Origin of the sequence: Streptomyces fractus (genome assembly GCF_049844455.1) — a bacterium.
In the GTDB taxonomy this organism is placed as follows: domain Bacteria; phylum Actinomycetota; class Actinomycetes; order Streptomycetales; family Streptomycetaceae; genus Streptomyces; species Streptomyces fractus.
This window is the reverse complement of record NZ_JBMYHI010000002.1, coordinates 9,513,127-9,538,431: the sequence shown is the minus strand read 5'-3', so window position 1 is coordinate 9,538,431 and position 25,305 is coordinate 9,513,127. Positions and strand designations below refer to the sequence as shown.

Below are 25,305 nucleotides of genomic sequence, written 5' to 3'. Positions count from 1 at the left end.
TGACGCATGGGGCACCGGCCACGCGGACACCCCGCCCCGCACGGACACATCCCGAAACAGCCGCTCGACACCCCGGCGGTCGAAACCATGAACTGCTCCTCCAGCTGGCGGGCCTACTGGAAGCAGCGGATCACACCACACGCATTCACCTGGATCGGCTAACCAACGCGACCACAACGCACACACAGCGCGATCGTGGACCCATGCCCCTCTGGTACCGAAGACACCGCCACCCCCACGCCCAGCACCTCAACAACCCCACCCTGAACCGCACCGCAGTCCTCGAACACGACACGCTGAACATCGAACCCGAACCAGGAACACCCGCAGCGTACGCCGCCCTCTCCCACCCCCTCGACCACGACACCTGCCCACACGAAGACGCCACCGACGTCATCCCCCTCAGCCAGAACCGTTCAACCGGGATCTGCGCAACCTGCCACATCGACATCATCGAAACCGACGAAGGACTCTGGGACCACCCCTGACGCCGGCGAGACACCGCCACACCCCACACCCCACACCCCACCGGGTGGACCGGGCTGTGCACTCCATGTCTGTGGCGACCTTGTCGTCGACTTCCAGATACACGCCGACAGTATCGACCAGGTTGCGCGACCCTCCCTGACCGCCCTTCGTCAGTCCTTCACACCCACCACCCCCGTTCGCAGAAACCGCCAACTGCGGCGCTCAGCACCTGCGTTCCCCACGGCATCAGCGTCCCTGCCGACGTTCTCTACGCTGCGGCCATACAGCAAGACGGAACCCCCGCGCCCCAAGCCCTCGCACTCCAAGCCGCCGGCCGAGAAGGCACGTCACGCCCCGGCCGGCGGCATCGCCCTGCCAGGACCGGACACACCAGCGAGCACAGCCGCGCCCACGGCGTCGCCCTCACCGACACGGAGGACGGCGCCCTGTTCGTGGACTGGTTCACCTCCCGCAACCTGCGCGAGACAGCACCCCACGAGCAGCCTGAGGCCATCGCCGCAGTGCAGCGCGGATACGGGAGCGCCTGCAGCAACGAGCAGCCGGCCCAGGGGCGGGGAATCGGGCCGTAACCGAATGACGACGTGTGCATCACCGGCATGGCCCCAGTCCAGCAGTCCATGCCGCCCCGCTCACCCCGGTACCGATGACCGGATCACTTCGGGTACGCGCGCAGAAGGGAGGGGCCGGCCCCAACGGGACAGCCCCTCCCGATCACCACGAGACGCCTCAGACGCCTACAGCGACGGCAGCGTCTGCGCCGGCGACACACCCGGCAACGAAGGCAACTTGGGCAGGCCCTTCAGGTCCGGCGCCGGCAGGTCACCACCGAGCACGATCGCGACCACCACGTTGACCGTGCCGGTCAGGGTCGCCTGCAGCGCCGCGGCGGTCGCCTTCGCATCTCCCGCGGCCGAGGCCTTCACCAAAGCATCCACCTTGACCTGCAGGTCCGCCGCAGCCTTCGCGACAAGCTCGGGACCAGGATCCTGCGCACGGGCCGCCTTGCCGGTCGAAGCCTTCGCGTCGGACTTCAGGCCGTCCAGAGCCTTCTTCACGTCGGCCGCGTGCTTGGTGGCCTCGTCCTTGGGCAGCTTGCCGTCGGGTGCCTTGAGTACCCCGGCGACGAGGTCGGTCACGGGCTGCACGACGGCGCCCGCTCCGGCCAGTGCCGTGTTCTGCTTGGCCAGTGCGTCGGCGCCCGGGAGCGGGGCGGCGGACGCGCTGTGGGCCGGTGAGTCCGTGACGGCCGAGAATGCCGGGCCGGCCGGGCCGGCTACGCCGAGGGCGAGGGCACCGCACAGCGTGCTGGAGGCGAGGAGGCCGGCTTTCCGGGAAATACGCATGAATCAGTCCTTCTACGCGGTTGTCGAGTGGTGCTCTCAGCAACCGTGCGAGGGGTGCATACGGTACGCAATCGGGACAACACGTTCGGCTGCATCCAGTCGGCCCAGCGAAAGGTTCCTGACCTCGTAATTCCTGGGGCTTCCGGGCGTGTCGAAGGTGCATCCGAACGGGGGCGTCTTCCCTCCGTCAGGTACCCAGCGGGACCTCCTCGCCGGTGACCCGGGCATGGATACCGTCGTGCCTCACCGAGATGTCGCGCAGGCGCAGGTCGCCCGGCAGGTCCTTGGGCAGCTGCGCCGAGAACTCCATCTTCTGCGCGACCTTCGGCTCCCGTACCTTCTGCAGGCCCTCGATCAGCGACGGGTCGATGCCGGCGGGCTTGAGCAGTGACGGGTGGTCGGCCAGGGCGTTTAGTGCGCCGCCCTTCAAGAGGGTGTTGGGGCGGAGTTGCCGTCCCGTGGCCTGTTCAGTCTGGCGTTCGTCCATCTTGTCGATGGTGGGTGCGGCCAGTTGCAGGCCGCCTCCCTTGCCCGGGGTGTAGGTGAGCAGGCCCGGCACCACGATCCGGGTGTCCTCCACCGAGAGGGCGAGGCCGTGGTCACCGGTACGTTCGAGGTGTGCCCGCGCCCGGATCTTGGCCTGTTTGCCGGCCACCGGCAGGTCGCCCTTGGCCCGCACCGTGTTCCTGTGTGGGCCGGGGGACAACTTCACCTGGGATGCGCCGACTTCGCGGTTCAGGTCGTCGAAGTCGAGGAGTATGTCGCCGCGTACCTTGCTCAACACCGCGCCCTTCACGGAGGACGGGAGGCTGCCCACGATCCGGATGTCGTCGATCGAACCCTTCACCTGCGCGATCGAGACGGGGCCCGCGGGGACGTGGGGCACGTTGACCTCCACGTGGTCGATGTGCCCCATGGCGACCTGTCCCAGGAAGGGGAAGGCGTCGATGTGCACCTCGGGCTCGGCGTGCAGCTTCAGCGCCTCCTGCACCTTCTTCGCCGCCATGTTCTGCGCGTAGAGCACCGCCCAGCGGTCGCCGAGCGCGAGAAAGCCGAGCACCACGCCCAGGGTGATGAGCACCTTCACCGTCGTGCGAGCGGGCGAGCGGCGCGCCCTGCGGGCCTTGCGGTCCTTGCGGTTCCTGCTGCGGTCCTGCGGCGTGTCGGTGTCGCCCGGGGGTGAGTCGGGGGCGTCGTCGGCCGGTTCGCCGCCGGTGGCGGTGCGGGTGGCCGGGATGTGGGCCGTGGAGTCTTCGGAGGGGCCGTTCTCAATCACCAGCACATCCGAACACAGGACCGCCGTCAGACCCAAGTGCCGATCCCGGCCCCGGCGCGGGCAGAGCGTGCACGGCGGCGCGCATCAACTGGCTTGGGCGTCGCACCTGTTGGGCGCAATCTACGACAGTGGCACTCACACCAAGTTCGCCGGTCCGGGACCCGTGCCGCACCCGTGAAGATTACGTATCGACCCCACGCCCGACAAGAAAGACCGCAGTTCACGATGCTTACCTGCGGGGGTACGGCCGACCAGCCGTTGGAAGACCGACCGACCGTAAGAACGGGGAGCGACAGCATGGCCAACCTCCACCTGAAGACGCTCAAGTGCATCAAGACCGAGGACTGGCTCCGCCACGACGAGCCCCAACTCGCCGTGAACGGACAGAACATTCTGCTCCCGAGCATGAGCGAGGGCCAGAAGTACGCCATCGACGAGTACTACGCCTTCGACGCCGAGGTCACCATCACGCTCCACGAAGTCGACGGCCTCCCGGGCGACGGCAACGACTTCCTGGGATCGCACACGCTGTCCGAAGAGGGCAGCGGCATCCTGAACTTCACCAAGGACGGCGCCGACTACCAGCTCTCCTACACCCTCACGCGGTCCTGACACCCCGGCACTTCGGCCTGCCTGGCCGCGCCCGACACCTACGCCTGTGCCGCCCGCGTGGGCGCGATCAGGTGGCGGCCGCGCTGTGCGCGGTGGCCGGTGTCCGTGAGCAGGCGGCCGTTCGTCTCCGGGGCCCAGGCGAGCGCGGTCACACCGCCGATGAGGGAGACCACGCCCATGCCGGCCATGCACCAGCCCAGGCCGAGGTGTTCCAGGCCAAGAGGCAAGAGGAAGGTGCCGATGGCCGCGCCGATCCTGCTCGCCGCGGAGGCGAGGCCCACGCCCGAGGTGCGGATCGCGGTGGGGAAGACCTCTTCGGGGTAGACGCCCGGCAGGATGCTCATGATCCCGTACGAGAAGAGGTAGCCGAAGAAGCACGTGGTGCCCGCCCACAGCGGCAGCCGGTGGCCGAGGGCCACCAGGAAGAGGGCGATCGCGCAGCCGAACATCGGCCAGATGAGGATCTTGCGGCGGCCCACCCTGTCGACCAGGAACCAGCCGGTGACGGCCCCGACCAGCGCCACGATCGTCCCGAGCAGCGCGCCGGCCAACGCCGAGCCGCCCATGCCGATCGCGGTGAGGACGGTCGGCTGGAAGAAGGTCAGGGCGAAGTACGGCAGCACGATGCATATCCAGAACGTGCACACGAACACGGTGCGCAGCAGGTAGTCCGGGGAGAACAGCTTCGAGTAGCGGGTGTCCTCGGCCTGCTCGGCGTGGATGTCGGCCGTGTCGGCGTCGAGGGCCGTGCGTGTCCCGGTGGCGCCGAAGGACTTGTTCAGGACCTCAAGTGCCTCTTCGCGGCGGCCCTTTGACATCAGCCAGCGCGGCGACTCCGGCAGTCCGTGCCGCAGCATCAGGCAGATGACCGCGGGTACGGCGCTCGCGGCGAGCGTGATGTTCCAGGCGGACGGCCAGTGGCTGTTGATGAGGTATCCGATGAGGTACGCCACCACGTAGCCGACGTTCCACAGGATCTCGAGGACACCGAGATAGTTGCCGCGCCGTACGCGCGGGGCGAATTCGGCGAGCAGCGGGGAGCCGATCGAGTAGTCGGCACCCACCGCTAGGCCCATCACCAGGCCGAGGACCATGACCTGCCAGGGGGCGGTCACGAACAGCATGAGCACGGCGCTGGCGAGGAACACCGACAGGTCGATCGTGAACATCGGGCGGCGGCCGACCCTGTCGGTCAGATAGCCGAGGAAGAGTCCGCCGAAGAAGGTGCCGATGAGTGTCGACGACGAGATCAGGGTGGCCCAGGTGAGGGTGACACCGATCTCGCGGGACATCGCGCTGCCGGCCAGCGCGGAGGCGACGGAGGCGAACACGAACCCGTCGATGAACATGCCGCCGCCGGTGGCGGCGGTCAGTCGCCACAGGAAGCGGCGGGTGTCACGGGAGCTGTCCTTGGGGCGGGAGAACCCCTCGGCTGGGTGCGCGGCTTGAGAGGACAAGACGGCGTGGGTCCTTTCCCTGTGCGATGGCCGGGTCGGCCCGGCCACCCAGTTGGATGTAGGACGCACGTGCCCCGAAGTCGCCGGGGCATTCCCGTGCTTCACGGGATCTCCCCGTGGTGACGAGCCGGGACATGCCGCGCATGCCGCGGGGCGGGGCACATCCACGCACAACAGGGTGTACGAGGGCGACCCGCCCCGGAGTCGTGTCAGCCCGCGTCCGTCAGTCCGTCAGCTCCAGGGCCAGCCGGGAGGCCACCGCGTCCGCGAGTGCCGTCGCCGCGTCCTCTCCGAGGCGTGCCGAGCGTGCGTGGGCGCGTACCAGATGGCGTACGGCGTCGAGTTGGGTCGCGGTGAGGGAACGGATCGCGGGAGGAGGCTGGGGCCGGCGGCGGAACAGCCGGCGCGCAAGCGGTGTGCGGTCGCGCGAGCGGCGGGTGGTGCGACGGGCCGCCTCGTCCAGTGCCAGCCACACCACTGGGGTGACCGGTGCGGTGACATCGACGTAACCGCATTCGAGTGGCTCCGTGTGCGGCTCCGTGTGTGGCCCTCTGTACGGCTCCATGGGTGGCCCTATGGGCGGCGCCATGGGCGGCTTCGTGGGCCGTTCCGCGTGCGGTTGTGTGTCTCGAACTCGCCGCTGGAATAGGCGAGTTACGCGTCCCTCGTCCAGGCGCGTCAGCTGGTCCAGCAGCAGGACCTCGTCCGGCGCCACCTCGGCGACCACGTCCCGCACCACGTCACGCACCTTCGCGCTCACGACGGTCCTCCCGTACGACCACCGGACCATGGTGCCCGGTGGCCCCCGGCTTCGTAAGGGCCAGTTCACGCCGCTCCTGCGCGGGTCCCGGTCCGTATCGCGTGCGTCGCCGCGCGCACGGCCCGGGGCTGGTCGAGCAGGTCGGTGCTGTCCGCCCACTGGTCCACTGCTCCCACCAGGGGCAGTTCGCGAAGAGCCGGGTGTGTGAGGGTGCGGGCCAGTGCCTGGGCGAAGCGTTCGGCGTGCAGCACCAGGAAGGGGCGGGAGTGGTAGGGGCGTCGGTGCGGGTCCAGTGGGGTGGCCAGTCCGGTCGCGTTCTGCAGCGTGGCGACGGCCTCGTAGGCGTCGCACAAGTGTCCTTCCCTGGTGGGATGATCCGTGGCGGTGAGCGCGCCGCGCAGTGACGGGGCGAGCTTGGCCGCCGCCGGCAGCCGGTTGAAGGCGCTCCCGAGCCACTTGCTGTACGGAACGTAGCGTCGGTCCAGGAGCAGGCACAGGCGCATCAGGTCGCGCACGATGCGGCCTGCCACCATGGCTGATCCGATGTCGTCGCCGCTCTCCGCGCAGCGTCCCACGAACGCCTCTTCCTGGGAGATGCGCTGCCACTGACACGCCAGCACGTACCGCCACACCTGTTCCGGGTACCACGCGAGGGTGCGTCGCAGGGCGGTGAGGGTGCCGGGCCCGTCGTGGAACACGGCGCCGCCGGTGGTCTCGGCGAGGCGCTGCTGGGGCATGGCCAGCCACTCGCCAACGCCCGGTTCCACGTCGGCGGCGGGCAGCCCGAGGCGTACGGACGCCCACTCGTCCACGGTGTGTACGTCGACGCGGTGGTTGACCGGGCCGTCGGTGGTTTGCATGCGGCCGACCGGGTCCAGCGGGTTCCCGCTCTCCTGGAAGTGTGTGGGCCAGCCCCGTACGTGCTTGGGCAGCCGTTGCGCGAGGACGTCGTGGATGCGTGTGCCGTGCTCGGCCCGGTCCTCGGGTGACAGGAAGAGTTCCAGCCGCGGGCCCCACTCGTGGTCCGCCGACCGTGGTGTGTCGAAGCCCAGGACCTCGGATCCGCTGCCGATGCGGGCGGCCGCGTGGCGCAGCCCGGGGAACGCCTCCCGCAGGATGGGCCGGACAGCCTCTTCGTACAGGGCCCTGGACAGTTCGATGCCGGGGATGAACCGGGCGTCGGGGTTCGTCATGGAACCACTGTGCTGTACGTCCATCGGTGACGGTGCCGGTCCGGGTGCCGGTATCGGTGTGGGCCCGGGTGTCGGTATCGGTGTGGGTCCGCGTGTCGGGCCTGTCCGGGGCGTGTGCCTATCGCAGTGCGGAGCCAGATCCCGCGTCCGCGTCCCGGTCCCCCAGTGGGTCGGCCGAGAGGTCCGAGACCTGTTCGAGGGCGGCGGCGACATCGTTGTGCACGCCAAGGGCCAGGCGGTCCGCCCCGGCGGTGCGCAGTACGGCCTGCTGGGCGGTGTCCGCCACGACGGTCAGCGCGCCGCCGTCCGCCGCCATGCTCAGGGCCGCTTCGACGAACTTCTGTGCCCCGTCGGCTCCGCAGTGTTCGGCGTCCTGGAAGTCGACGACGAGGCCGGAGTGGCCCGTGGCGTCCAGGCGTCCCATCAGCGCGCCCAGCTCTGCCGCGGCATCGGCGTCGAACCGGCCCACGACCTGTACGACCAGGACCCCTCCGTCCTCCCAGCGCACAGGGAACCGAACCCGAGCCTGCCCCATAACCGTCCCTTCAGCCGACGAGGTGCCCCTCACACGCGCACCGCTTCCGGCGGCGCGCCTACCCCCTCCCCGCCACTCCACGCATGCCGAAGGCCGTCCCTGCGCCGCTCCCCCGGCACACGGGTCTCATCATGCCCGCGTCGGGGCAACCACAACTCTGATGTTCTCGCTGCTCGCCGTGCTGTCCGGTGAGCGGATCCGGCCCGTGTGGCGGCGAGGTGCATAGGGTCTCCGGTATGGCATTGAGACCTGTTCAGGTGAACATCAAGGCGGTTGACGACGCGGTGGTCGGGCGGTTCTGGGCGGACGCGCTCGGCTGGGGTGTCTCCAGTGAGGCTCCCGGCGTGACCAATGTGGAACCCGGCGGCGGCTTCGTCTGGCCGGACGCGAGCGCGCTGTGCATCGACGTGGTGACCGTCCCGCACGCCAAGACGGCGACAAAGAACCGTGTGCACATCGATCTCGCGACGACCTCCGACGCTCACCACGCGGAGCTGGTCGCGCGGTTGCGGGGGCTCGGTGCGACGCCCGCCGATGTCGGACAGGGCTGTGTGCCGTGGACGGTGCTCGCCGACCCGGAGGGCAACGAGTTCTGTGTGCTGGAGCCCCGGAAGATCTACCAGGACACCGGGCCGATCGCCGCCGTGGTCGTCGACTGTGAGGATCCGCGGGCCATGGCCCGGTTCTGGGGCGGGGCGACGGACTGGGTTGTGTGTGAAGTGGCCGACGACCGGGCGGTGTTGCGTTCCTCCCAGGGCGTCGGCCCGTACCTCGAGTTCCTCCGCTCGGCCGACGGCAAGACCGTGGAGGACCGCGTCCACCTCGACCTGCTGCCGTACGCCGGTGACGACAGGGAGGCGGAGGTCGCCCGGCTGAGGACGCTCGGCGCCACTGACATCGACCTCGGTCAGGGCGACGTCCCGTGGACGTGCCTGACCGACCCGGAGCGCCACGACTTCTGCGTCCTCGGCCGGGGCTGACACCGTCCCGGCCCACGGGGCCCGCCGGGGGGCCTGGCGCTCAGGTTCCCGGCGCGTCCCCGAAGTCCGGGATCTGAAGGCGTGCCCCGCCCTGGCGCGCCGAGTCGTGGGCGACGATGCCCGGCAGGGTGTAGCGGGCCGCCACCCACGCGTTGACCGACGGCAGGGTTCGGGTGTTGACCGCGGTGACGAAGTCGTCCACCAGGAAGTGGTGGCTGCCCTCGTGTCCGTTGGGCATGTCGTCATAGACGCGGGGCAGGCGGGAGCGGTCGTGGACGGGGGCGGAGCCCGAGGTGAACGCGGCGCGCAGCGCGGGCGCGATCTTCTCGAGGGACGGGTCGTCCGGGCTGAGCGAGGGCTTCGGTTCGAGGAGTTCGGTGATGTCCCGCACCCCCTTCTTGTCCTGCCAGAAGCTGACCGTGGCGAGCTGCTCCATGCTGGCGTCGGTGCCGAAGAACCGGAAGCGTGACTCCCTGATGTGCGAGGGGTAGCCGACCCGCCGGAACTCGTTCGTGCGGAACGATCCGCCGCCGGCGACCTCGAACAGTGCGGTGGCGTTGGAGATGTCGTTGCCGAACTGGCTGACCTCGGTGTCGAAGACGCCGTCGCCGCGCCCGTCCTTCACCCCGATCGCGGACACACTCACCGCGTGTGTCCGCCACGCGCCGAGCACTCCGCCGACCGCGTGTGTCGGGTAGAGCAGCGGCGGATAACTGGCGGTCTCCTTCCAGCGTTCGCCGCCGCTGTACTGGTACGCCTCGTAGAAGCCGAGGTCCATGTCGTGGACGTAGTCGCCCTCCGCGTAGAAGAGCCGTCCGAAGGCGCCGTCGGCGATCTGGTTGCGGGCGTGGACGGTCGCCGGGTTGTACTCGCTGGTCTCGCCCATCATGTAGGTGAGTCCGGTGCGGCGGACGGCGTCGATGATCGCGGCGATCTCGTCCCGTGTGATAGCCATCGGGACGGCCGAGTAGACGTGCTTGCCGGCGTCGAGGGCCTGGACGACGAGCGGTCCGTGCGTCCAGCGCTGCGTGAAGATGGCGACGGCGTCGATGTCGCGGGACTCCAGCATCGCCTCGTACGAAGGGAAGGTCCCGGCGAGGTTCTCTTTCGCGGCCAGTTGCTCCGCTCGCTCCGGCAGCAGGTCGGTGACGTGGACGGCGTCGACGCCGGGGTGGGCGAGAAACAGCTTGGCGAAGCCGCCGGCGAACTGTCCGGCGCCGACGATGCCGAGGGTGAACGTCATGTGCGCATGCCTTTCGGTACGTGCTGGGTGGTCACTGGTGCGCGGTCACTGGTCACAATCACTGGTCACAGTCACTGGTCGAGCAGGAGAGTGAGGGCATCGCAGACTCCCTCGTCCGGGTTCGGCCTCGTCCTCGGCTCGGTTACTTTCGCGGCAGAACTTTCGGGTCGTCAAGATGCGTGCAGCGACTACCTGGAAGGGGTTGCTGCGGCTTACGGTGACGTAATTCCTTTTGCAGTGGAAGGAATGGGGAGAGGGGTTGGTGATGAACACGAAGGCGGACACCTGGGTGCCGCTCAGTTCGGGTGAGCGGGCAGTGGCCTTGGAGGTGCTGACCCGGGGGCCGTTGTCGCGCAGTGAGCTCGCGCGGCGTCTCGATCTGTCCGCGGGCAGTCTCACGCGGCTGACGAAGCCGTTGATCGAGTCGGGGCTGCTGGTCGAGGCGCCGGAGGGACCGGCGCGGGGGGAGTCCCGGCAGGGCCGGCCGTCGCGGCCCCTGGACATCGTCGCCGAGTCGCGCGCCTTCGCCGGGTTCAAGATCACTGAGGACACGGTCTACGGCGTCGTCACCACGCTCAGGAGCGACATCGTGGCTTGCCGCGACGTGCCGCTCGCGAGTCGCGAACCGGATGAAGTCGTGGCGGCCATCGGTGAGTTGAGCGACGCGTTCGCCCGTGAGTTTCCTTCGCTGTGCGGTATCGGGATCGGGCTCGGCGGCCGCGCGCAGGACCGCTCGGTTGTCGACGAGTCGGCGTTCCTCGGCTGGCGGGACGTGCCGCTCGGGCGGCTCGTGCGCGAGCGCACGGGGCTGCCCGTCGTCGTCGAGAACGATGTGAGTGCCCTCGTCGAGGCCGAGAGCTGGTTCGGGGCGGGCCGGGGCCTGGACCGGTTCGCCGTGCTCACCATCGGCGCCGGGCTCGGGTACGGCCTGGTCAGCGGGGGCCGGCGGGTGGAGACCGCCGAGGACGGGCTCGGTGTGGGGCGCTTCTGGATCGTCGATCCGTCCGGTCCGCTCTCCGCCGACGGCCGGCGCGGCAGTGCCGTCTCGCTCCTGACGATCCCCAGCATCCGTCATCAGGTGCGGGCCGCCACGGGCGAGGACGCCGGGTACGAGGAGATCCTCGCGCGCGCCGTCGAGGGCGAACCGCTCCCGGCCCGGGTGGTCGACGAGGCGGCCCGCGCGCTCGGCACGCTCGTCGCGCAGATCGCGAACTTCGCGATGCCGCAGAAGATCCTGCTCGCCGGGGAGGGCGTCGGCCTCGTCGACGTCGCGGCTCCCGTGATCGAGGAGGCGATCCGCGCGAACCGCCATCCGCGGGCCGACCCGGTCAATCTGGAGACCAAGGTGTCCGACTTCCACGACTGGGCGCGGGGCGGCGCCGTGCTGGCGATTCAGGTGCTGGTGCTCGGGACCGCCGGTCCGGGACCCGGCCCGCGGGCCGCCGGGCAGGCACGGATACCGTCTCCCAGTTGACGTCCGGCAAGATCCAGAAGGCGGTTACGCATGGTCGACGCGACACCCGAGGACGCAACGTCCCCCGGCCTCACGGAAGTTGAGACCCATGGTGTCGAGCGGATTCCCGACGCGGACCGCACGGCCCGCCCCCTCGACCTGTTCCGGCTCGCCTTCGGCGGCGCCAACACCTTCGCCACGTGTGTGCTCGGCGCGTTCCCGATCCTGTTCGGCCTGTCGTTCTGGCAGGGGCTGGCCGCGACAGTCCTGGGGCTCGTGGCGGGCGCCCTGCTGCTGGCGCCGATGTCCGTGTTCGGCCCGGCCAACGGCACGAACAACGCGGTCTCGTCGTCGGCACACCTCGGCGTGCACGGCCGTGTCGTCGGCTCGTTCCTGTCGCTGCTGACGGCGATCGCGTTCTTCTCGATCTCCGTGTGGTCATCGGGCGACGCGCTGATCGGCGCGGCGCACCGGCTGGCGGGGCTGCCCGAGTCGGATGTCTCGTACGGGGTCGCGTACGCGGTGTTCGCAGGGCTCGTCCTGACGGTGTGCGTGTACGGCTTCCGGTTCATGCTGTTCGTGAACAAGATCGCGGTGCTGGCGGCGTCGGCGCTGTTCGTGCTCGGTGTGTTCGCGTTCGCCGGTGACTTCGATCCCGGGTACACCGGCTCGTTCGCCTCGACGTCCACGCCCATGTTCTGGCCGTCGTTCATCGGTTCGGCGCTGATCGTGCTCTCCAATCCGGTGTCCTTCGGGGCGTTCCTCGGCGACTGGTCGCGCTACATCCCGGCGTCGACGCCGCGCGGGCGGGTCATGGGCGCGGCGTTCCTCTCGCAGCTCGCGACGCTGCTGCCGTTCCTGTTCGGGCTCACCACGGCATCCGTGATCGCCGCGAAGGCGGGGAAGTACCTGGATCCTGCGGCCCCGAACTACGTGGGCGGGCTCCTTGCCATCTCGCCCGGCTGGTACTTCCTGCCCCTGTGCCTGATCGCGCTGATCGGCGGCATGGCGACGGGCACGACCGCGCTGTACGGCACGGGCCTCGACTTCTCCTCGGTGTTCACCCGCTTCAGCCGTGTGCAGGCGACGGTGTTCATCGGTTCGCTGTCGATCGCGTTCATCTTCGTCGGCCGGTTCGCCCTGAATCTCGCCCAGTCGATCTCCACGTTCGCCACGCTCATCATCACGTGCACCGCGCCGTGGATGGTCGTCATGACGCTCGGCTACGTGACCCGTCGCGGCTGGTACGACGCGGAGGCCCTCCAGGTCTTCAACCGGCGCCAACGCGGCGGGCGTTACTGGTTCACGCACGGCTGGAACTGGCGCGGCCTCACGGCATGGCTCGTGTCGGCCTGCCTGGCGCTGCTGTTCACGAATCTGCCGGGGCAGTTCGTCGGCCCGCTCGGCAATCTCGCGGGCGGCACGGACATCTCCCTCCTGGTCGGCCTCGTCCTCGCCGCGGCCGTCTACGTCGCCCTGCTGTTCCTGTTCCCGGAACCGCGCGCGGTGTACGGGCCGGACGGGCCGCGTCTGGTGCGTGCCTCGGACGCGGAGGTGCCGCCGATCACGGGTGACGCCGGCCAACCCGTCGTACCCTCGGGCCAGTTGGGGTGACGACACACTGAGCGGCGGCGGGCAATGACATAATCGCGGAACCCCTTCGAGCACACGCTGGAGTCAGGCATGGCGGCACAGTCCTCCGAAAGGCGCATCGACACGAGCAGGCCGCACCCGGCCCGTGTCTACGACTGGCTGTTGGGCGGCAAGGACCACTACCCGGTCGACCAGGCGGTGGCGGAGAAGCTGCCGCCGGAGGCGCGCCACAACGCGCTGCGGAACCGGGCGTTCATGCACCGCGCCGCCGCCTGGCTCGCGGGAAACGGCGTCGACCAGTTCCTCGACGTCGGCACGGGCATCCCGACCGAGCCCAACCTCCACCAGATCGTGCAGGGCATCGTGCCGTCCGCCCGGATCGCGTACGCCGACAACGATCCGATCGTGCTGCGGCACGCGGAAGCGCTGCTGGTGAGCCACCCGGAGGGGGCCACCAGTTACATCGAGGCGGATGTCCGCCGGCCCGACGTCATCCTCGAACACGCGCGTACGTTCCTGGACTTCTCGCGGCCCGTCGCCCTGTCGATGATCGCGCTGATGCACTTCATCGGCGACGACGAGGACCCGTACGGCCTGACCCGGACCCTCGTCGACGCGCTGCCGCCGGGGAGTTTTCTGGTGCTGTCGCACGGCACCACGGACGAGCATCCGCATCTGGCGAAGTCGGTGACCGACACGTACCGCAAGGGCGAGATCCCGCTGCGGATGCGCACGCGGGCCGAGGTCGAGCCGTTCTTCGAGGGGCTTGAGCTGGTGGAGCCGGGGCTGGTGACCGCGACCCGGTGGTACAGGTCCGGGCCCGCGCCCGCCGAGGAGCTGAGCGGGTTCTACGTCGGTGTGGCCCGCGTTCCGCACTGACAGGATGGCGACGGACAACGGACAACGGACAAGTGGCTGTGGCATGAGTGGGAGAGGCCGCCGTGGAAGAACGTGAACTGGTCCATCTGCGCCGGTGCGTGGAGCTGGCCGCCGAGGCGCTGGACGCCGGTGACGAGCCGTTCGGCTCCGTGCTGGTGGACGGCGCGGGGACGGTGCGGGCCGAGGACCGCAACCGGATCGCGGACGGTGACTCGACCCGGCACCCCGAGTTCGAGCTCGCCCGCTGGGCGGCCGGACACCTCACCCCCGAGGAGCGCGCCGCCGCCACCGTGTACACCTCCGGTGAGCACTGCCCGATGTGCTCGGCGGCACATGCCTGGGTCGGCCTCGACCGGATCGTGTACGTGGCGTCGTCGGCGCAGTTGTCCGGCTGGCTGGCCGAGTGGGGGCGGCCCCAGGGCCCGGTGAACTCCCTGCCCGTGCAGGAGGTCGCCCCGTCGGTGAAGGTCGAGGGGCCGGTCGACGAGTTGGTGCCTGCCGTGAAGGAGCTGCATCGGCGGCTCGCCCAGGGCTCCTGAGGTTCGCCCCGGGGACGCCCCCGCCCCGCCGCTCTCAGCCCAGGCCCAGTTCCCGCTCCCCCAGCGGCGCGAAGTAGCGCTCCACGTCGGCGGAGTCGACCTCGGGCAGGGTCGCGGGGGCCCAGCGGGGGTCGCGGTCCTTGTCGATGATCTGCGCGCGGATGCCCTCGGGCAGGTCGTGGGTGTGCAGGGCCGCGCAGATCACCCGGTACTCCTGGTCGAGCGCCTGCTCCAGCGAGTCGAGGCGGGCCGCCCGGCGCAGGGACTCGAGCGTCGCCTTCACGGCCATGGGTGACCGGGAGAGGATCAGGTCCGCCGCCTCCTTGGCGGCGACGTCACCGGTGGCGAAGAGCCGCTCGACGATCTCCTCGACGGTGTCCGCGGCGTAGCACGCGTCGATCCATGCGCGCTGCTCGGCGAGGACTCCGGGCGGCGCCTGCCGCGTGTGGCGTGCGACGGTCTCGTGCGGCTCGGCGCCGGCCAGCTCGTCCAGGAGCCGGGGCAGTGCCTCGGACGGTACGTAGTGGTCGGCGAGGCCGCACAGCATCGCGTCGGCCGCGCCGACCGCCATGCCCGTGAGCGCGAGGTGGGTGCCGAGGTGCTCGGGGGCGCGCGTGAACAGGTACGTGCCGCCGACGTCGGGGACCAGGCCGATGCCGACCTCGGGCATCGCCACCTTCGAGCGTTCGGTGACGACACGGATGCCGCCGTGCGCGGACAGGCCGACGCCGCCGCCCATGACGATGCCGTCCATGACGGCGACGTAGGGCTTCGGGTAGTGCGCGATACGGGAGTTGAGGCGGTACTCGTCGCGCAGGAAGGCCTGCGCCGCATCGTGGTCGCCGCTGCGCGCGCAGTCGTGGAAGAGCCGGATGTCGGCGCCCGCGCACAGGCCCCGCTCCCCCGCCCCCTGGAACACGATCGTCTCGACGGCGGGGTCGCCCGCCCAGGTGTCGAGCGCCTCGGCGATCGACCGCAGCATGACGTGGGTGAGCGAGTTCAGGGCCCGGGGCCGGTTCAGGGTGAGGTACGCGGCGCGTCCCTCCACGGCCCGCAGGACAGGGGCGGCGTCGGAGCTCAACGGTGGTTCCTTCCGGTGAAGATCACGGCAGGACCATCTCTATCACCTGGGGTCGCGCGTACGACGGGCCGAACGCGGGGGTTCCCGCATGGGGGTTTCCGCAATTGAAATTGCGATGTACGTTTGTGCAATCGCACTTGCAGATTGCTCGCTCTCCCAGAAAGCAACGCCCGTGCCCTCACCTCGCACCCCCAGGAATCCCGGCCAGGCCGACTGGCTGGGCGACGCCCTGCCCGACGTGCCGCTGTCCAAGGCGCAGACCCGCGTCGTCGATGTCATCGTGCGCAACCCGCAGCTCGCCTCGTACGCCGAGATCGCGCAGATCGCCGAGCGGGCGGACGTGAACAGCTCCACGGTCGTCCGCGCCGCACAGACCCTCGGCTACCAGGGCTGGCCCGATCTCCAGCGGGAGTTGCGGGCCCGGTATCTGGTGCAGATCTCCACCGAGGACACGCTGACCGAGCACGGCGAGCACCGCAGCCCGCTGCACGACGCGCTCACCCACGACCTCGAGAATCTCCGCCAGACCCTCGAGAGCAACTCCGCGGCGGAGGCCGAGGCCGCCATCGCGGCGCTGGCCGGGGCCCGATCGATCCTCGTCGTCGGGGTCGGCTCCTTCGCGGGCCCCGCCACCGTGATGGCACACCTCGGCTCCACCATGGGATACCCGATCGCGCTGGAGAACCGGGCCGGTGTGCATCTGGCCTCGGCCGTGAACAGCGTGGGGCCGGGCGATGTGCTTCTGGTCGTCAACATGTGGCGTTCCACGAAGCAGGTCATCGCCGCCGCGGAGGCCGCCCGCGAGGCCGGAGCCACCGTCGTCGCGATCACGGACATGCGCCGTGGGCGGCTCGCCACGTCGATCGCCGATCACCTGCTGATCGTGCCGTCCGAGGGCATCTCGTTCTTCCAGTCCGTCACCGCCGCCACATCGGTGGTCTACGGGCTGCTGGCCGGCATGCAGGAGGCGCAGCCGGAGCGCAGCCGCGCCGCGATCCGCCGTACCCAGCAGCTGTGGCGGGACCTGGACATCTATCTCGACTGACATCCCGGGCGAAGGGGGCCTCACACCTGATTGCCCCCCCTCCCCCTCGCGCAAGGAGCACAGATGAGCAAGCACATCGCCGTCGTCGGACTCGGGTCCATGGGCGGTGCCATGGCCACGGCTCTGGTCGCCGCCGGCTGGCAGGTCCGCGGGTACGACCCGTCTTCCGCGGCGCGGGCCACGGCGCAGGAGGCCGGGGTGGACGCCGTCGACACACTAGAGGAGCTCGCCGGCACCCCGTACGTGGTGCTGTCGCTGCCGTCGGCCCAGGTCGTCGAGGCGAGCCTGCCCGTCCTGCTGGCCCGGCCCGGGACGGTGGCGGTCGTCGACACCACGACGTCGCGGCCCGACACCTCGGCGGCGTGTGCGGTGCTCGCGGCGGAGCATGGTGTGTCCTTCGTCGACGCGCCCGTCTCCGGTGGGCGCACCGGCGCCGTGGCCGGTCGGCTGACCGCGTTCGTGGGCGCCGAGCCGGACGCGCTCGACGCCGCGCGGCCCGTGCTCGACGCGCTCACCGGCGGACAGTTCCGGCACCTGGGCGGCCCGGGTTCGGGCAACGTGGTCAAGCTGCTCAACAACATGCTGGCCGCGGTCAATCTGGTGGCGGTCGGCGAGGCCCTCGCCGTCGCGCAGTCCTACGGCGTCGACCCGGCCGCGTCCGCCGCCGGCATCAGTGGCGCGTCCGGTGCCAGCAGGGCGTCCGCCGCCATGTATCCGGACTGGGTGCTCAGCGGCACCTACGACTCCGGCTTCTCGCTCGGGCTGATGGCGCGCGACGCCGCCCTGGCCGTCGAGACCGCACAGCAGCGCGGTGGGACACCCCAGCTGCTGGCCGCCGCGAGCGAGCGGTGGCAGGAGGCGCTGGCCGAACTGGGCCCGGCCGCCGACTTCTCCGAGATAGCCCGTACCGTCGCACCGACCCTCACGCGTTAAGGACCGACGCACCATGAACAGCACGACCTTCTCGATCGGCTCGGCAATGTCCGGTGCCGCCACCGCCCGCGCCGCCCTGGACGCCCATTTCCCGCAGGGGCTCGGCTCGTTCGTCGACGGACATGTCGTCGCCGGCCGCGGCGAGGCCGTCCGGCTCACGTCCGCCGCCACCTCGCAGTGGGTGGCCGACTACGCCGACGCCGGTACGGAGGGCGCCGACACGGTCCTCGCGAGCGCGGTCCGCGGCGCCGCGGTGTGGGCCGCCACGGATCCCTTCGAGCGGGCGGCGATCCTGCGCGAGGTCTCCCGCACCGTCGCCGAGCACGTCGAGGAACTCGCGGCGCTGGAGTCCGCCACCACCGGCAAGCCGATCCGCGACACCCGCGGAGAGGCGGCCAAGGTCGCCGAGATGTTCGGCTACTACGCGGGCTGGGCGGACAAGCTGCTCGGACACACCATCCCGGTGCCGGGCAACTGGCACACGTACACCGAGCGGGTCCCGTGGGGTGTCGTCGTGGCGATCACCCCGTGGAACGCGCCGCTGTTCACCGGCGGTTGGAACTCGGCGGCGCCGCTCGCCGCGGGCAACGCGGTCGTCGTCAAGCCCAGCGAGTTCACGCCCGCCTCCACGGTGCGCCTGGCGCAGTTGGCACACCAAGCCGGGCTGCCGGACGGTGTGTTCAACGTCGCCACGGGCCTCGGTTCCACCGTCGGTGCCACGCTCACCAGTGACCCGCGCGTCGGGAAGGTGTCCTTCATCGGTTCGGTGGGAACGGGGCGGCGGGTGGCCGTCGCGGCGGCGGCCGCGGGCATTCCCACGGTGCTCGAACTCGGGGGCAAGAGCGCCAACATCGTGTTCGCCGACGCGGATCTCGACCGGGCGGCGGACGGCGCCGTGTCCGCGATCTTCTCGGGGGCCGGGCAGTCGTGTGTGGCCGGTTCGCGGCTCCTGGTGGAGCGGTCCGTGCACGCGGAGTTCGTGGCGCGGGTCGCGGAGCGGGCGGCCCGGCTGCGGGTCGGCGATCCGCTCGACCCGGACACCGAGGTCGGCCCGATCATCACCGAGGCCCAGTTCGCCACGGTCACCTCGCTCGTCGAGGCGGGCATCGAGGGCGGCGCCCGCCGCGCCACGGCGGCGACCCTTCCCACTCGCGTCACCAACTCGGCTCTCGCGCAGGGGCGTTGGGTGCTACCCACCGTGCTGGACGGGGTCAGCCCCGCCAATGTACTGGAGACCACCGAGGTGTTCGGCCCGGTCGTCGGCGTGGACTCCTTCTTCACGGAGGCCGAGGCCATCGAGCGTGCCAACGCCACCACCTTCGGGCTGGCCGGCGCGGTGTGGACCCAGGATGTCGCCCGGGCCCACCACGTCGCACGTTCCGTCAAGGCCGGTACCTTCTGGATCAACTCGTACAAGACGATCCATGTGGCCGTGCCCTTCGGCGGCTTCGGCGACTCCGGGCACGGCCGGTCCTCGGGCCCCGGCGTGCTGGACGAGTACACCCAGACCAAGGCCGTGTGGACGCCCACCCGTGCCGCCGGTTCCCCGTTCCCTTCGCTGAGCTACTGAGGAGTCCTCGATGAGCCAGATCCACACCGTCGCCGAAGGCGACCGACTCAAGAAGGACACCTCGGCCGGTGTCACCGCCTGGGAGAGCCAGGTGCTGTCGCTGGCCCGCGGCCTGCACGCCCGCCCCGAGCTCTCCTTCGAGGAGACCGGGTCCGCGGCGGCGATCACGGCGCTGCTCGCCGAGGGCGGGCTCACGGTCGAGCAGGGCACGGGTGGTCTGCCCACCGCGTTCACGGCCACCGCGGGCAGTGGCGACCTGACGGTGGCGCTGTGTGTCGAGTACGACGCGCTGCCCGAGGTCGGCCACGCCTGCGGGCACAACCTCATCGCAGGTGCGTCGGTGGCCGCGGCCCTCGCCCTCGCCCCGCACGCCGACGAGTTGGGCATCACCCTCAAGGCCATCGGCACCCCGGCCGAGGAGCACGGCGGCGGCAAGTCGCTGCTCCTCGAGGCGGGCGCGTTCGACGGGGTGGGCCTGGCCCTGATGGTGCACCCGGTGCAGGACGGTGTCTCGTACAACCCGGCGGGGACGACCGCGCAGGCGGTCGGCCGCTACCGTGCCGTGTTCACCGGCCGTGCCGCGCACGCGGCGGCCGCGCCCCACCAGGGTGTGAACGCCGCCGACGGCGCCACCATCGCTCAGGTCGCCATCGGGCTGCTGCGCCAGCAGATCCCCGGTGACCATCGGGTGGCCCTGTTCGTGTCCGAGGCCGGTGTCGCCACGAACATCATCCCCGAGCGCGCAGTCGTCGACTTCGAGTGCCGGGCGTTCACCCTGCCCGAGTACGAAGCGCTCCTCGCCCGCGTGCGGCGCTGCTTCGAAGGGGCCGCGCTGGCGAGCGGCACCGACGTGGCGATCGAGGCGACCGAGCCGCTGTACGAACCGCTCGTCCAGGACGACGCGTTGGCCGCGTACTGGACGGCCGCGATGGAGTCGTTCGGGCGTGACACCACGTCGGGCGGCCGACTCGGCGGCGGGTCGACCGACATGGGCAACGTCAGCCAGGTGATCCCGAGTCTGCACCCGTGGCTGAGCATCCCCGGCGCCGAAGTACCCATCCACTCCCACGGGTTCGCCGCGGTGGCCGACACCGACGCGGCGTACGAGCTGATGCTCGAGGCGGCCCGCGCGCTCGCCTGGACCGTCGTCGACGCGGCACGCGATCCCGAGCAGCGTGCCCGGTTCGCGGCCGCCGCCTACCACCGTGACATCAGAAGGGCCGGGTGACGACATGTCCACCCTCGTGAAGCCGAACGACCCCGGCACGCGGACCCGTCAAACGCTGCCCATCGCGGGGCTCGCCCTGGTGATCGCGCTGGTCGTGCAGTTCATCGGTGAGCTCGACATCGACCTGGGCATCGGCTCGATCATCGTCTTCCCCATGGTGTGGGGCCTGTTGCTGGGCCTGCTGGTGTCGATCCAGAAGTTCCGGCCGCTCGGCATCGACCTGCAGAAGGTGGCGGCCGCGCTCGTCGGTGTCGCCGTGATGATCCTGGTCGCCCGGCTGGCGTTCAACATCGGCCCCAGCCTGCCGACGCTCGCCGACGCCGGTCCCGCGCTGCTGCTCCAGGAGATCGGGCATCTGCTCGGCACGGTCGCCATCGCGCTGCCGCTCGCCGTGCTGCTGCGCATGGGCAAGGCCACGGTGGGCGCGACGTTCTCGCTGGACCGCGAGCCGTCGTTCGCGATGGTCTCGGAGAAGTACGGGCCGGACTCCGATCAGTACCGCGGCGTGCTCGCCATGTACGTGTTCGGGACGATGTTCGGCGCCGTGTTCATCACGCTGCTGACGTCGCTGGTGTCCAACTGGAACATCTTCGACCCGCTGGCCCTGGCGATGGGCGCCGGTGTCGGCTCCGGGTCGATGATGGCCGCCTCCTCGGCGAGCATCGTGGCCGCCTATCCCGGTGACGAGCAGGCCATCCTGGGCATGGCCGCCGTGTCCAACCTGATCACGACGATCCTCGGTGTCTACGTCGGCATCTATCTCGCCCTGCCGCTGGCCGACCGCTTCTACCGCTTCCTGACGCGCCGTGGCCGCGCGGAGGAGAGCCGGCCCGCGCAGGCCACACCGGACGAGGTGGAGCGCGACGCCGCGGAGAACCGGGCCTTTCGCGAGCAAGTGGCCTCGGCCGCGGGCGAGATCAAGCTCCCGCTCTGGCTGTCGCTCGGTGTGCTGACGGTCCTCGGCATCGGCACCGCCTCCGTCGCGGCGGGACACATCAGCCTGGACATCATCGGCGGTTACGCCGTGCTGCTGGCGCTGGTGCTTGTCGGGATCGTGCTGGCCAAGGTCAGCCGGAAGATCTCGGCGATCGTGTGGATCACCACCGTCGGCGCGTACGTGTCCAGCCCGTGGTTCTTCGCCTCGGACACGCTGAACCGGCTTGTGTCGTCTGTGGACTTCCTGTCCATCGCGACGATCATGCTGACGCTGGCGGGGCTCTCCCTCGGAAAGGACCTGCCGCTGCTGCGCCGCATCGGGTGGAAGATCGTCCCGGTCGGACTCGTGGCCATCACGGCGTCGTTCCTGCTCTCGGTCGTCATCGCCGAGTTCACGCTCGGGGCGTGGGGTTAGCGGCCCGTCAGTCCCGTCAGACCTGCCAGAAGGGCCCGAGGGCCTGTCGTGTGGGCGTCCCTGACGGCGGCCCTCACGACACCCCCGCGTGCTCCGCCCGTACAGGCCGCTCGTGCTCGGCGCGGGCGGCCTCGAGCAGCCGGCGCCACGAGGTGACGGTCGGCCGCCGACGCAGCAGCGCGCGACGCTCGCGCTCGGTCATCCCGCCCCAGACCCCGTGCTGGATACGCTGATCCAGCGCGTGGGCCAGGCATTCGGTCTTGATCACGCATCCGCCGCAGATGCGCTTGGCGCTGCTCTGCGCGGCTCCCTCGACGAACAACTCGTCGGGGTCCGCTGTGCGGCATGCTGCCCGATCCCACCTGGAAACCTGCTCTTCGCGCACTGCTGCCGCCCCCTTTTCCGTGTCGCCTCTCAGCGTAGTCGAGTCGTCACTTTAGGCCATACGTGCAGCTCGCGCACCCCACCCCCTCTGAACACATGGTCAATTGCGGATTCGAAACGGACAAAAGGCGTGCAGTTATGGGCAGTTGCGCCTCGCCGGTCAGGCGCCCTTCGTCGCCCCCACGGCCTCGCGGCGCACGACGTCGACCAGGGAGCGGTCGGTGATCTTGAGGGCGGGTGAGACGGCGAGGGTCAGGGTCGACACGCTCATGAACGGGTTGAGGTGACGCCAGCCCCAGTTCTCCAGCGCCGCCCGCACCGCGGCCGCCTGGTCGGCGACGTCCCCGGCCGGGCGGGCCGACAGCACCCCGCCCACGGGCAGCGGCATGCGTGCCGCGAGCGACTCGCCCTCGGGTCCGGCGACGACGGCGACGCCTCCCCCGTCCGCGACGACGGTCGCCGCGGCGGCGGCCATGGCGGCACGGGAGGTGCCGATGGTCAGGAGGTTGTGGCTGTCGTGGGCGTACGTCGAGGCCACCGCGCCGTCGGTCAGTTCGCGGCCGAGGAGGGGTGCGAAGACCGCGCCGTCGCGTCCGTAGCGGTTGCGGACGCGGACGAGGGTGGTGCGGCCCTCCCACTGCACCTCCCCCGCGTGGACCGGGAGTTGGATCTCCGCGGCCTCGGTGTAGGTGTCCCGTTCGTTGACCCGCATGGCACGGAAGGTGTGTTCGCCGTCGGGCAGGTCGACGGTCCAGCGGAACGTGTCCGCGTCCTGGGGCTCGACGTCGACGCGGCTGTCGAGCGGTGCGACGGCAGAGGCCGCGGTGTCCGCCGTCGAGCGTGCGGGCGCACCGTCGCGGCCCACCACGTGCCCGCCGGAGAGCACCAACGCCGGGTCGAACGAGGCGAGTTCGCCGCGCAGCAGCACCAGGTCGGCGCGCTTTCCCGGCGAGACGACGCCGCGGTCATGGAGGCGCAGGCGCTGGGCCGGCGTCCACGTGAGCGCCTTCAGGACGACGTGCGCGGGGAATCCGGCGGCCACGGCCACCCGTGCGATGTGGTCGAGGTGGCCCTTGTCGACGATGTGGTCGGCGGCGAGGTCGTCGGTCACCAGGCACAGCGGCGGGAGCTGCGGCAGCGCGAGGAGTGCCTCGGCGACCTCGCCGCTGAGGCACTTCTCCTGGAGCATCATCGTCATGCCGAGGCGGGCCTTCTCCAGGACCACCTCGGTGCGGTTCTTGGTGTGGTCGGAGTCGACGCCGGTGGCCAGGTAGGCGCTGAGTTCGGCGCCGGTCAGGTTCGGGCAGTGGCCGTCGAGGACGACGTCCTGGGCGCGGGCGGCGGCGGTGATCTCGTGCATCCTGCGGTCGCCCGCGACGACGGCCCGGTAGTCCATGACCTCACCGAGCGCGATCACTCCGGGCCAGCGCAGCATCTCCGCGATGTCTTCGGCGGACAGTGCGGCCCCGGCGTGCTCCAGGCCCTCCAGTGCGGGCACGCACGAGGGCACACCCCAGAGTTGGGTCTGGGCGGTCTCCCGGCCGGCGTCGATCATCCAGCGCATGGCGTCGCGCCCGGCCACGTTGACGATCTCGTGCGGGTCGGCGAGGACGGTCGTGGTGCCGCGCGCGAGCGTCACCGCGGCGAACTCCTGCGGCGTCAGGAACGCGCTCTCGATGTGCATGTGCGCGTCGACGAAGCCGGGGACGACCAGCATGCCGGCCGCGTCGATCTCCTCGCGGGCGTCGGCCGGGGTGCCCGGGGGCAGCACCGCGCTGATGGTGTCACCCCGTACGAGGACGTCCGCGGCGAACTCCTCGCCGGTGAAGGTGGACACCACGCGCCCGCCGCTGATCCGGAGGTCGTGCTGCTCACTCATGGGGTCGTGCTCCTTCGCAAGGGGGTCGTCACGTGGGGCGGGGCGCCGTTACGGAACGAGTGTGTAGAAGTAGTAGCCCAGCGGGACCATGACGATCCACAGCGGCCAGGGCACCTCGCGGACGCGGCCGCTGACGGTCTTGACGAGGACGTGGGCCGCGAGCCCGACCGCGATGCCGGTCCCGAAGTTGCCGAAGAACAGGGTGGTCGCGACGGTGAGGGCCGCCGGGATCGCGTTGGTCGGGTCCTTGAAGTCGACGTTCTTGAGGGCGCCGAGCATGTTCAGGCCGATGTAGATCAGCACGGGTGCGGTGGCCGCCGAGGGGATCAGCGTTGCGAACGGCGTGAGGAGCAGCAGCAGCGCGAAGCCGCACGCCGCCCACACGGAGGCGAGGCCCGTCTTGCCGCCCGCGTCGGCCGCGGCGGAGGACTCCAGGTAGGCCGTCATCGACGGGGCGCCGACGGCCGAACCGCCCATCACGGAGACGGAGTCGACGAGGAAGGGGCGGCGGGAGCCGGGAATGTTGCCGTCCTTGTCGAGCAGCCCGGCGCGGCCGGAGACGGCGAGGAGGGTGCCGGTCATGGAGAAGAACTCGGACACGAAGAAGGCGAAGATGTACGGGAAGTACTCCGGCTTGAGCGCGCCGAGGATGTCGATGTGGAAGAGCAGCGGCCCGGGCGAGTCGGGGGCCGAGAAGAGGCTGTCCGGGACGTCCGTGACACCCAGCGGGATGCCGACGACCGTGACCGCCGCGATGGTGATGAGGAACGCGCCGGGCACCTTGCGCGCGGCCAGCGCGGTGAGCAGCAGCAGGCCGGCAAGGGCGAGCAGTCCGGCGGGCTTCGACAGGTCGCCGACGGCGAGTGCCGCCTTGTCGGCGTTGCCGACGACGAGGTCGGCGTCGCGGAAGCCGATGAGGGCGATGTACAGGCCGAGGCCGCCGCTGATCGCGTACTTGAGGTTCATCGGCATCAGGCGCGTGACGAGGTCACGGATGCCGAGCAGGGTCAGCACCAGGAAGGCGACGCCCGACCAGAACACCATGCCGAGCGCCGTGTCCCAGGGGACGTGGTCCTGGCCGACGATGGTGAAGGCGATCAGCGCCACCCCGCCGAGGCCGGGTGCGACGACGAACGGGAGGTTCGCGATGAGACCCATCGCCAGGGTCGCCAGCGCGATGGCGATGATGACGGCGGTGGTCGCGGCGCCGTGCGGCACGCCCGCGCCCGCCAGTTGGCCGGGGACCACGACGACGGCGTAGGCGGCGGCCATGAACATCGAGGCGCCGGCGACGAGTTCCGTGCGGGGTGTGCTGCCGCGGCCGCGGACGCGGAAGAGCCGCTCGACGAGCGAGGCGGGCTCGGGGGCGGCGTCGGCCTGCTCGCCGGAGGGCGGAGCGGTGGTGGACATGGGGACCTCGGCGGGATGAGGGGTGGGCAGGGCGGTCCGCGACGGCGTCGGCGCGAGGATGTGGCGCGGGGC

23 protein-coding genes are annotated in these 25,305 nt (G+C 70.6%); 12 read left to right on the top strand and 11 right to left on the bottom strand.

Going from position 1 to position 25,305, the window contains the following annotated elements; genetic code table 11:
• Positions 1-203 precede the first annotated feature (203 nt).
• A complete protein-coding gene (locus tag ACP4E5_RS45555) occupies positions 204-488 on the top strand; it encodes a hypothetical protein (RefSeq protein ID WP_425841025.1) in 285 nt (94 codons plus the stop codon).
• A 735-nt stretch (positions 489-1,223) separates the two neighbouring features.
• Here the strand turns inward: ACP4E5_RS45555 and ACP4E5_RS45550 are convergent.
• Both ACP4E5_RS45550 and ACP4E5_RS45545 read right to left on the bottom strand, forming a co-directional pair.
• Positions 1,224-1,832 carry a hypothetical protein gene (locus tag ACP4E5_RS45550; protein ID WP_425841022.1) on the bottom strand — a complete coding sequence of 203 codons (609 nt, stop codon included), beginning with the start codon at positions 1,830-1,832 and terminating at the stop codon, positions 1,224-1,226.
• Between the two features lie 187 nt (positions 1,833-2,019).
• Positions 2,020-3,108, bottom strand: coding sequence for an LmeA family phospholipid-binding protein (locus tag ACP4E5_RS45545; RefSeq protein WP_425841019.1), 1,089 nt, complete (start codon positions 3,106-3,108; stop codon positions 2,020-2,022).
• A gap of 297 nt (positions 3,109-3,405) precedes the next feature.
• Between ACP4E5_RS45545 and ACP4E5_RS45540 the strand changes: the two genes are divergently transcribed.
• A complete protein-coding gene (locus ACP4E5_RS45540) occupies positions 3,406-3,720 on the top strand; it encodes a hypothetical protein (protein WP_425841017.1) in 315 nt (104 codons plus the stop codon).
• A 38-nt stretch (positions 3,721-3,758) separates the two neighbouring features.
• Here ACP4E5_RS45540 and ACP4E5_RS45535 read toward each other — a convergent pair whose 3' ends face one another.
• From ACP4E5_RS45535 to ACP4E5_RS45520, 4 genes are all read right to left on the bottom strand, one after another.
• Complete coding sequence (locus ACP4E5_RS45535; RefSeq protein ID WP_425841015.1) at positions 3,759-5,177, bottom strand: MFS transporter; 1,419 nt, start codon at positions 5,175-5,177, stop codon at positions 3,759-3,761.
• 223 nt (positions 5,178-5,400) lie between these two features.
• Positions 5,401-5,937: a hypothetical protein gene (locus tag ACP4E5_RS45530; RefSeq protein WP_425841012.1), complete on the bottom strand. Its 537-nt coding sequence runs from the start codon at positions 5,935-5,937 to the stop codon at positions 5,401-5,403.
• Positions 5,938-6,002: 65 nt separating this feature from the next.
• Positions 6,003-7,130 carry a DUF4037 domain-containing protein gene (locus ACP4E5_RS45525; RefSeq protein ID WP_425841010.1) on the bottom strand — a complete coding sequence of 376 codons (1,128 nt, stop codon included), beginning with the start codon at positions 7,128-7,130 and terminating at the stop codon, positions 6,003-6,005.
• Positions 7,131-7,248: 118 nt separating this feature from the next.
• Positions 7,249-7,665: an STAS domain-containing protein gene (locus tag ACP4E5_RS45520; RefSeq protein WP_425841007.1), complete on the bottom strand. Its 417-nt coding sequence runs from the start codon at positions 7,663-7,665 to the stop codon at positions 7,249-7,251.
• Between the two features lie 236 nt (positions 7,666-7,901).
• Between ACP4E5_RS45520 and ACP4E5_RS45515 the strand changes: the two genes are divergently transcribed.
• Positions 7,902-8,645 carry a VOC family protein gene (locus tag ACP4E5_RS45515; protein WP_425841005.1) on the top strand — a complete coding sequence of 248 codons (744 nt, stop codon included), beginning with the start codon at positions 7,902-7,904 and terminating at the stop codon, positions 8,643-8,645.
• Positions 8,646-8,685: 40 nt separating this feature from the next.
• Here ACP4E5_RS45515 and ACP4E5_RS45510 read toward each other — a convergent pair whose 3' ends face one another.
• On the bottom strand, positions 8,686-9,888 hold the full coding sequence (locus ACP4E5_RS45510) for a Gfo/Idh/MocA family protein (RefSeq protein WP_425841002.1): 1,203 nt from the start codon (positions 9,886-9,888) through the stop codon (positions 8,686-8,688).
• Between the two features lie 265 nt (positions 9,889-10,153).
• On the opposite strand from ACP4E5_RS45510, the gene ACP4E5_RS45505 reads away from it, so the two are divergent.
• The 4 genes from ACP4E5_RS45505 to ACP4E5_RS45490 all read left to right on the top strand — a co-directional run bounded on the left by ACP4E5_RS45505 (position 10,154) and on the right by ACP4E5_RS45490 (position 14,352).
• Positions 10,154-11,362 carry an ROK family transcriptional regulator gene (locus ACP4E5_RS45505; RefSeq protein WP_425840999.1) on the top strand — a complete coding sequence of 403 codons (1,209 nt, stop codon included), beginning with the start codon at positions 10,154-10,156 and terminating at the stop codon, positions 11,360-11,362.
• Positions 11,363-11,392: 30 nt separating this feature from the next.
• On the top strand, positions 11,393-12,955 hold the full coding sequence (locus ACP4E5_RS45500) for a purine-cytosine permease family protein (protein WP_425840996.1): 1,563 nt from the start codon (positions 11,393-11,395) through the stop codon (positions 12,953-12,955).
• Positions 12,956-13,024: 69 nt separating this feature from the next.
• Complete coding sequence (locus tag ACP4E5_RS45495) at positions 13,025-13,813, top strand: SAM-dependent methyltransferase (protein WP_425840993.1); 789 nt, start codon at positions 13,025-13,027, stop codon at positions 13,811-13,813.
• Positions 13,814-13,875: 62 nt separating this feature from the next.
• Positions 13,876-14,352: a nucleoside deaminase gene (locus ACP4E5_RS45490; protein WP_425840990.1), complete on the top strand. Its 477-nt coding sequence runs from the start codon at positions 13,876-13,878 to the stop codon at positions 14,350-14,352.
• 34 nt (positions 14,353-14,386) lie between these two features.
• Here the strand turns inward: ACP4E5_RS45490 and ACP4E5_RS45485 are convergent, their stop codons facing one another.
• Positions 14,387-15,433: an enoyl-CoA hydratase/isomerase family protein gene (locus ACP4E5_RS45485; RefSeq protein WP_425840988.1), complete on the bottom strand. Its 1,047-nt coding sequence runs from the start codon at positions 15,431-15,433 to the stop codon at positions 14,387-14,389.
• Between the two features lie 172 nt (positions 15,434-15,605).
• Here ACP4E5_RS45485 and ACP4E5_RS45480 point away from each other — a divergent pair, with 172 nt between their 5' ends.
• From ACP4E5_RS45480 to ACP4E5_RS45460, 5 genes are all read left to right on the top strand, one after another.
• A complete protein-coding gene (locus ACP4E5_RS45480) occupies positions 15,606-16,478 on the top strand; it encodes a MurR/RpiR family transcriptional regulator (RefSeq protein ID WP_425840986.1) in 873 nt (290 codons plus the stop codon).
• 63 nt (positions 16,479-16,541) lie between these two features.
• The gene (locus tag ACP4E5_RS45475; protein WP_425840984.1) at positions 16,542-17,411 is read left to right on the top strand and encodes an NAD(P)-dependent oxidoreductase; all 870 of its coding nucleotides are present in this window, start codon (positions 16,542-16,544) and stop codon (positions 17,409-17,411) included.
• A gap of 13 nt (positions 17,412-17,424) precedes the next feature.
• Positions 17,425-18,981 (top strand): aldehyde dehydrogenase family protein, encoded by a 1,557-nt coding sequence (locus tag ACP4E5_RS45470; RefSeq protein WP_425840981.1) that lies wholly within the window; start codon positions 17,425-17,427, stop codon positions 18,979-18,981.
• A gap of 10 nt (positions 18,982-18,991) precedes the next feature.
• Complete coding sequence (locus tag ACP4E5_RS45465) at positions 18,992-20,209, top strand: M20 family metallopeptidase (protein ID WP_425840978.1); 1,218 nt, start codon at positions 18,992-18,994, stop codon at positions 20,207-20,209.
• Between the two features lie 4 nt (positions 20,210-20,213).
• Entirely contained in the window at positions 20,214-21,560 is a 1,347-nt protein-coding gene (locus ACP4E5_RS45460) for a DUF3100 domain-containing protein (protein WP_425840975.1), read from the top strand.
• A gap of 73 nt (positions 21,561-21,633) precedes the next feature.
• Here ACP4E5_RS45460 and ACP4E5_RS45455 read toward each other — a convergent pair whose 3' ends face one another.
• The 3 genes from ACP4E5_RS45455 to ACP4E5_RS45445 form a co-directional block, all read right to left on the bottom strand.
• A complete protein-coding gene (locus tag ACP4E5_RS45455) occupies positions 21,634-21,945 on the bottom strand; it encodes a WhiB family transcriptional regulator (protein ID WP_425840972.1) in 312 nt (103 codons plus the stop codon).
• 159 nt (positions 21,946-22,104) lie between these two features.
• Complete coding sequence (locus ACP4E5_RS45450) at positions 22,105-23,823, bottom strand: adenine deaminase C-terminal domain-containing protein (RefSeq protein WP_425840969.1); 1,719 nt, start codon at positions 23,821-23,823, stop codon at positions 22,105-22,107.
• 48 nt (positions 23,824-23,871) lie between these two features.
• Positions 23,872-25,233: an NCS2 family permease gene (locus tag ACP4E5_RS45445; RefSeq protein WP_425840966.1), complete on the bottom strand. Its 1,362-nt coding sequence runs from the start codon at positions 25,231-25,233 to the stop codon at positions 23,872-23,874.
• Positions 25,234-25,305 lie beyond the last annotated feature (72 nt).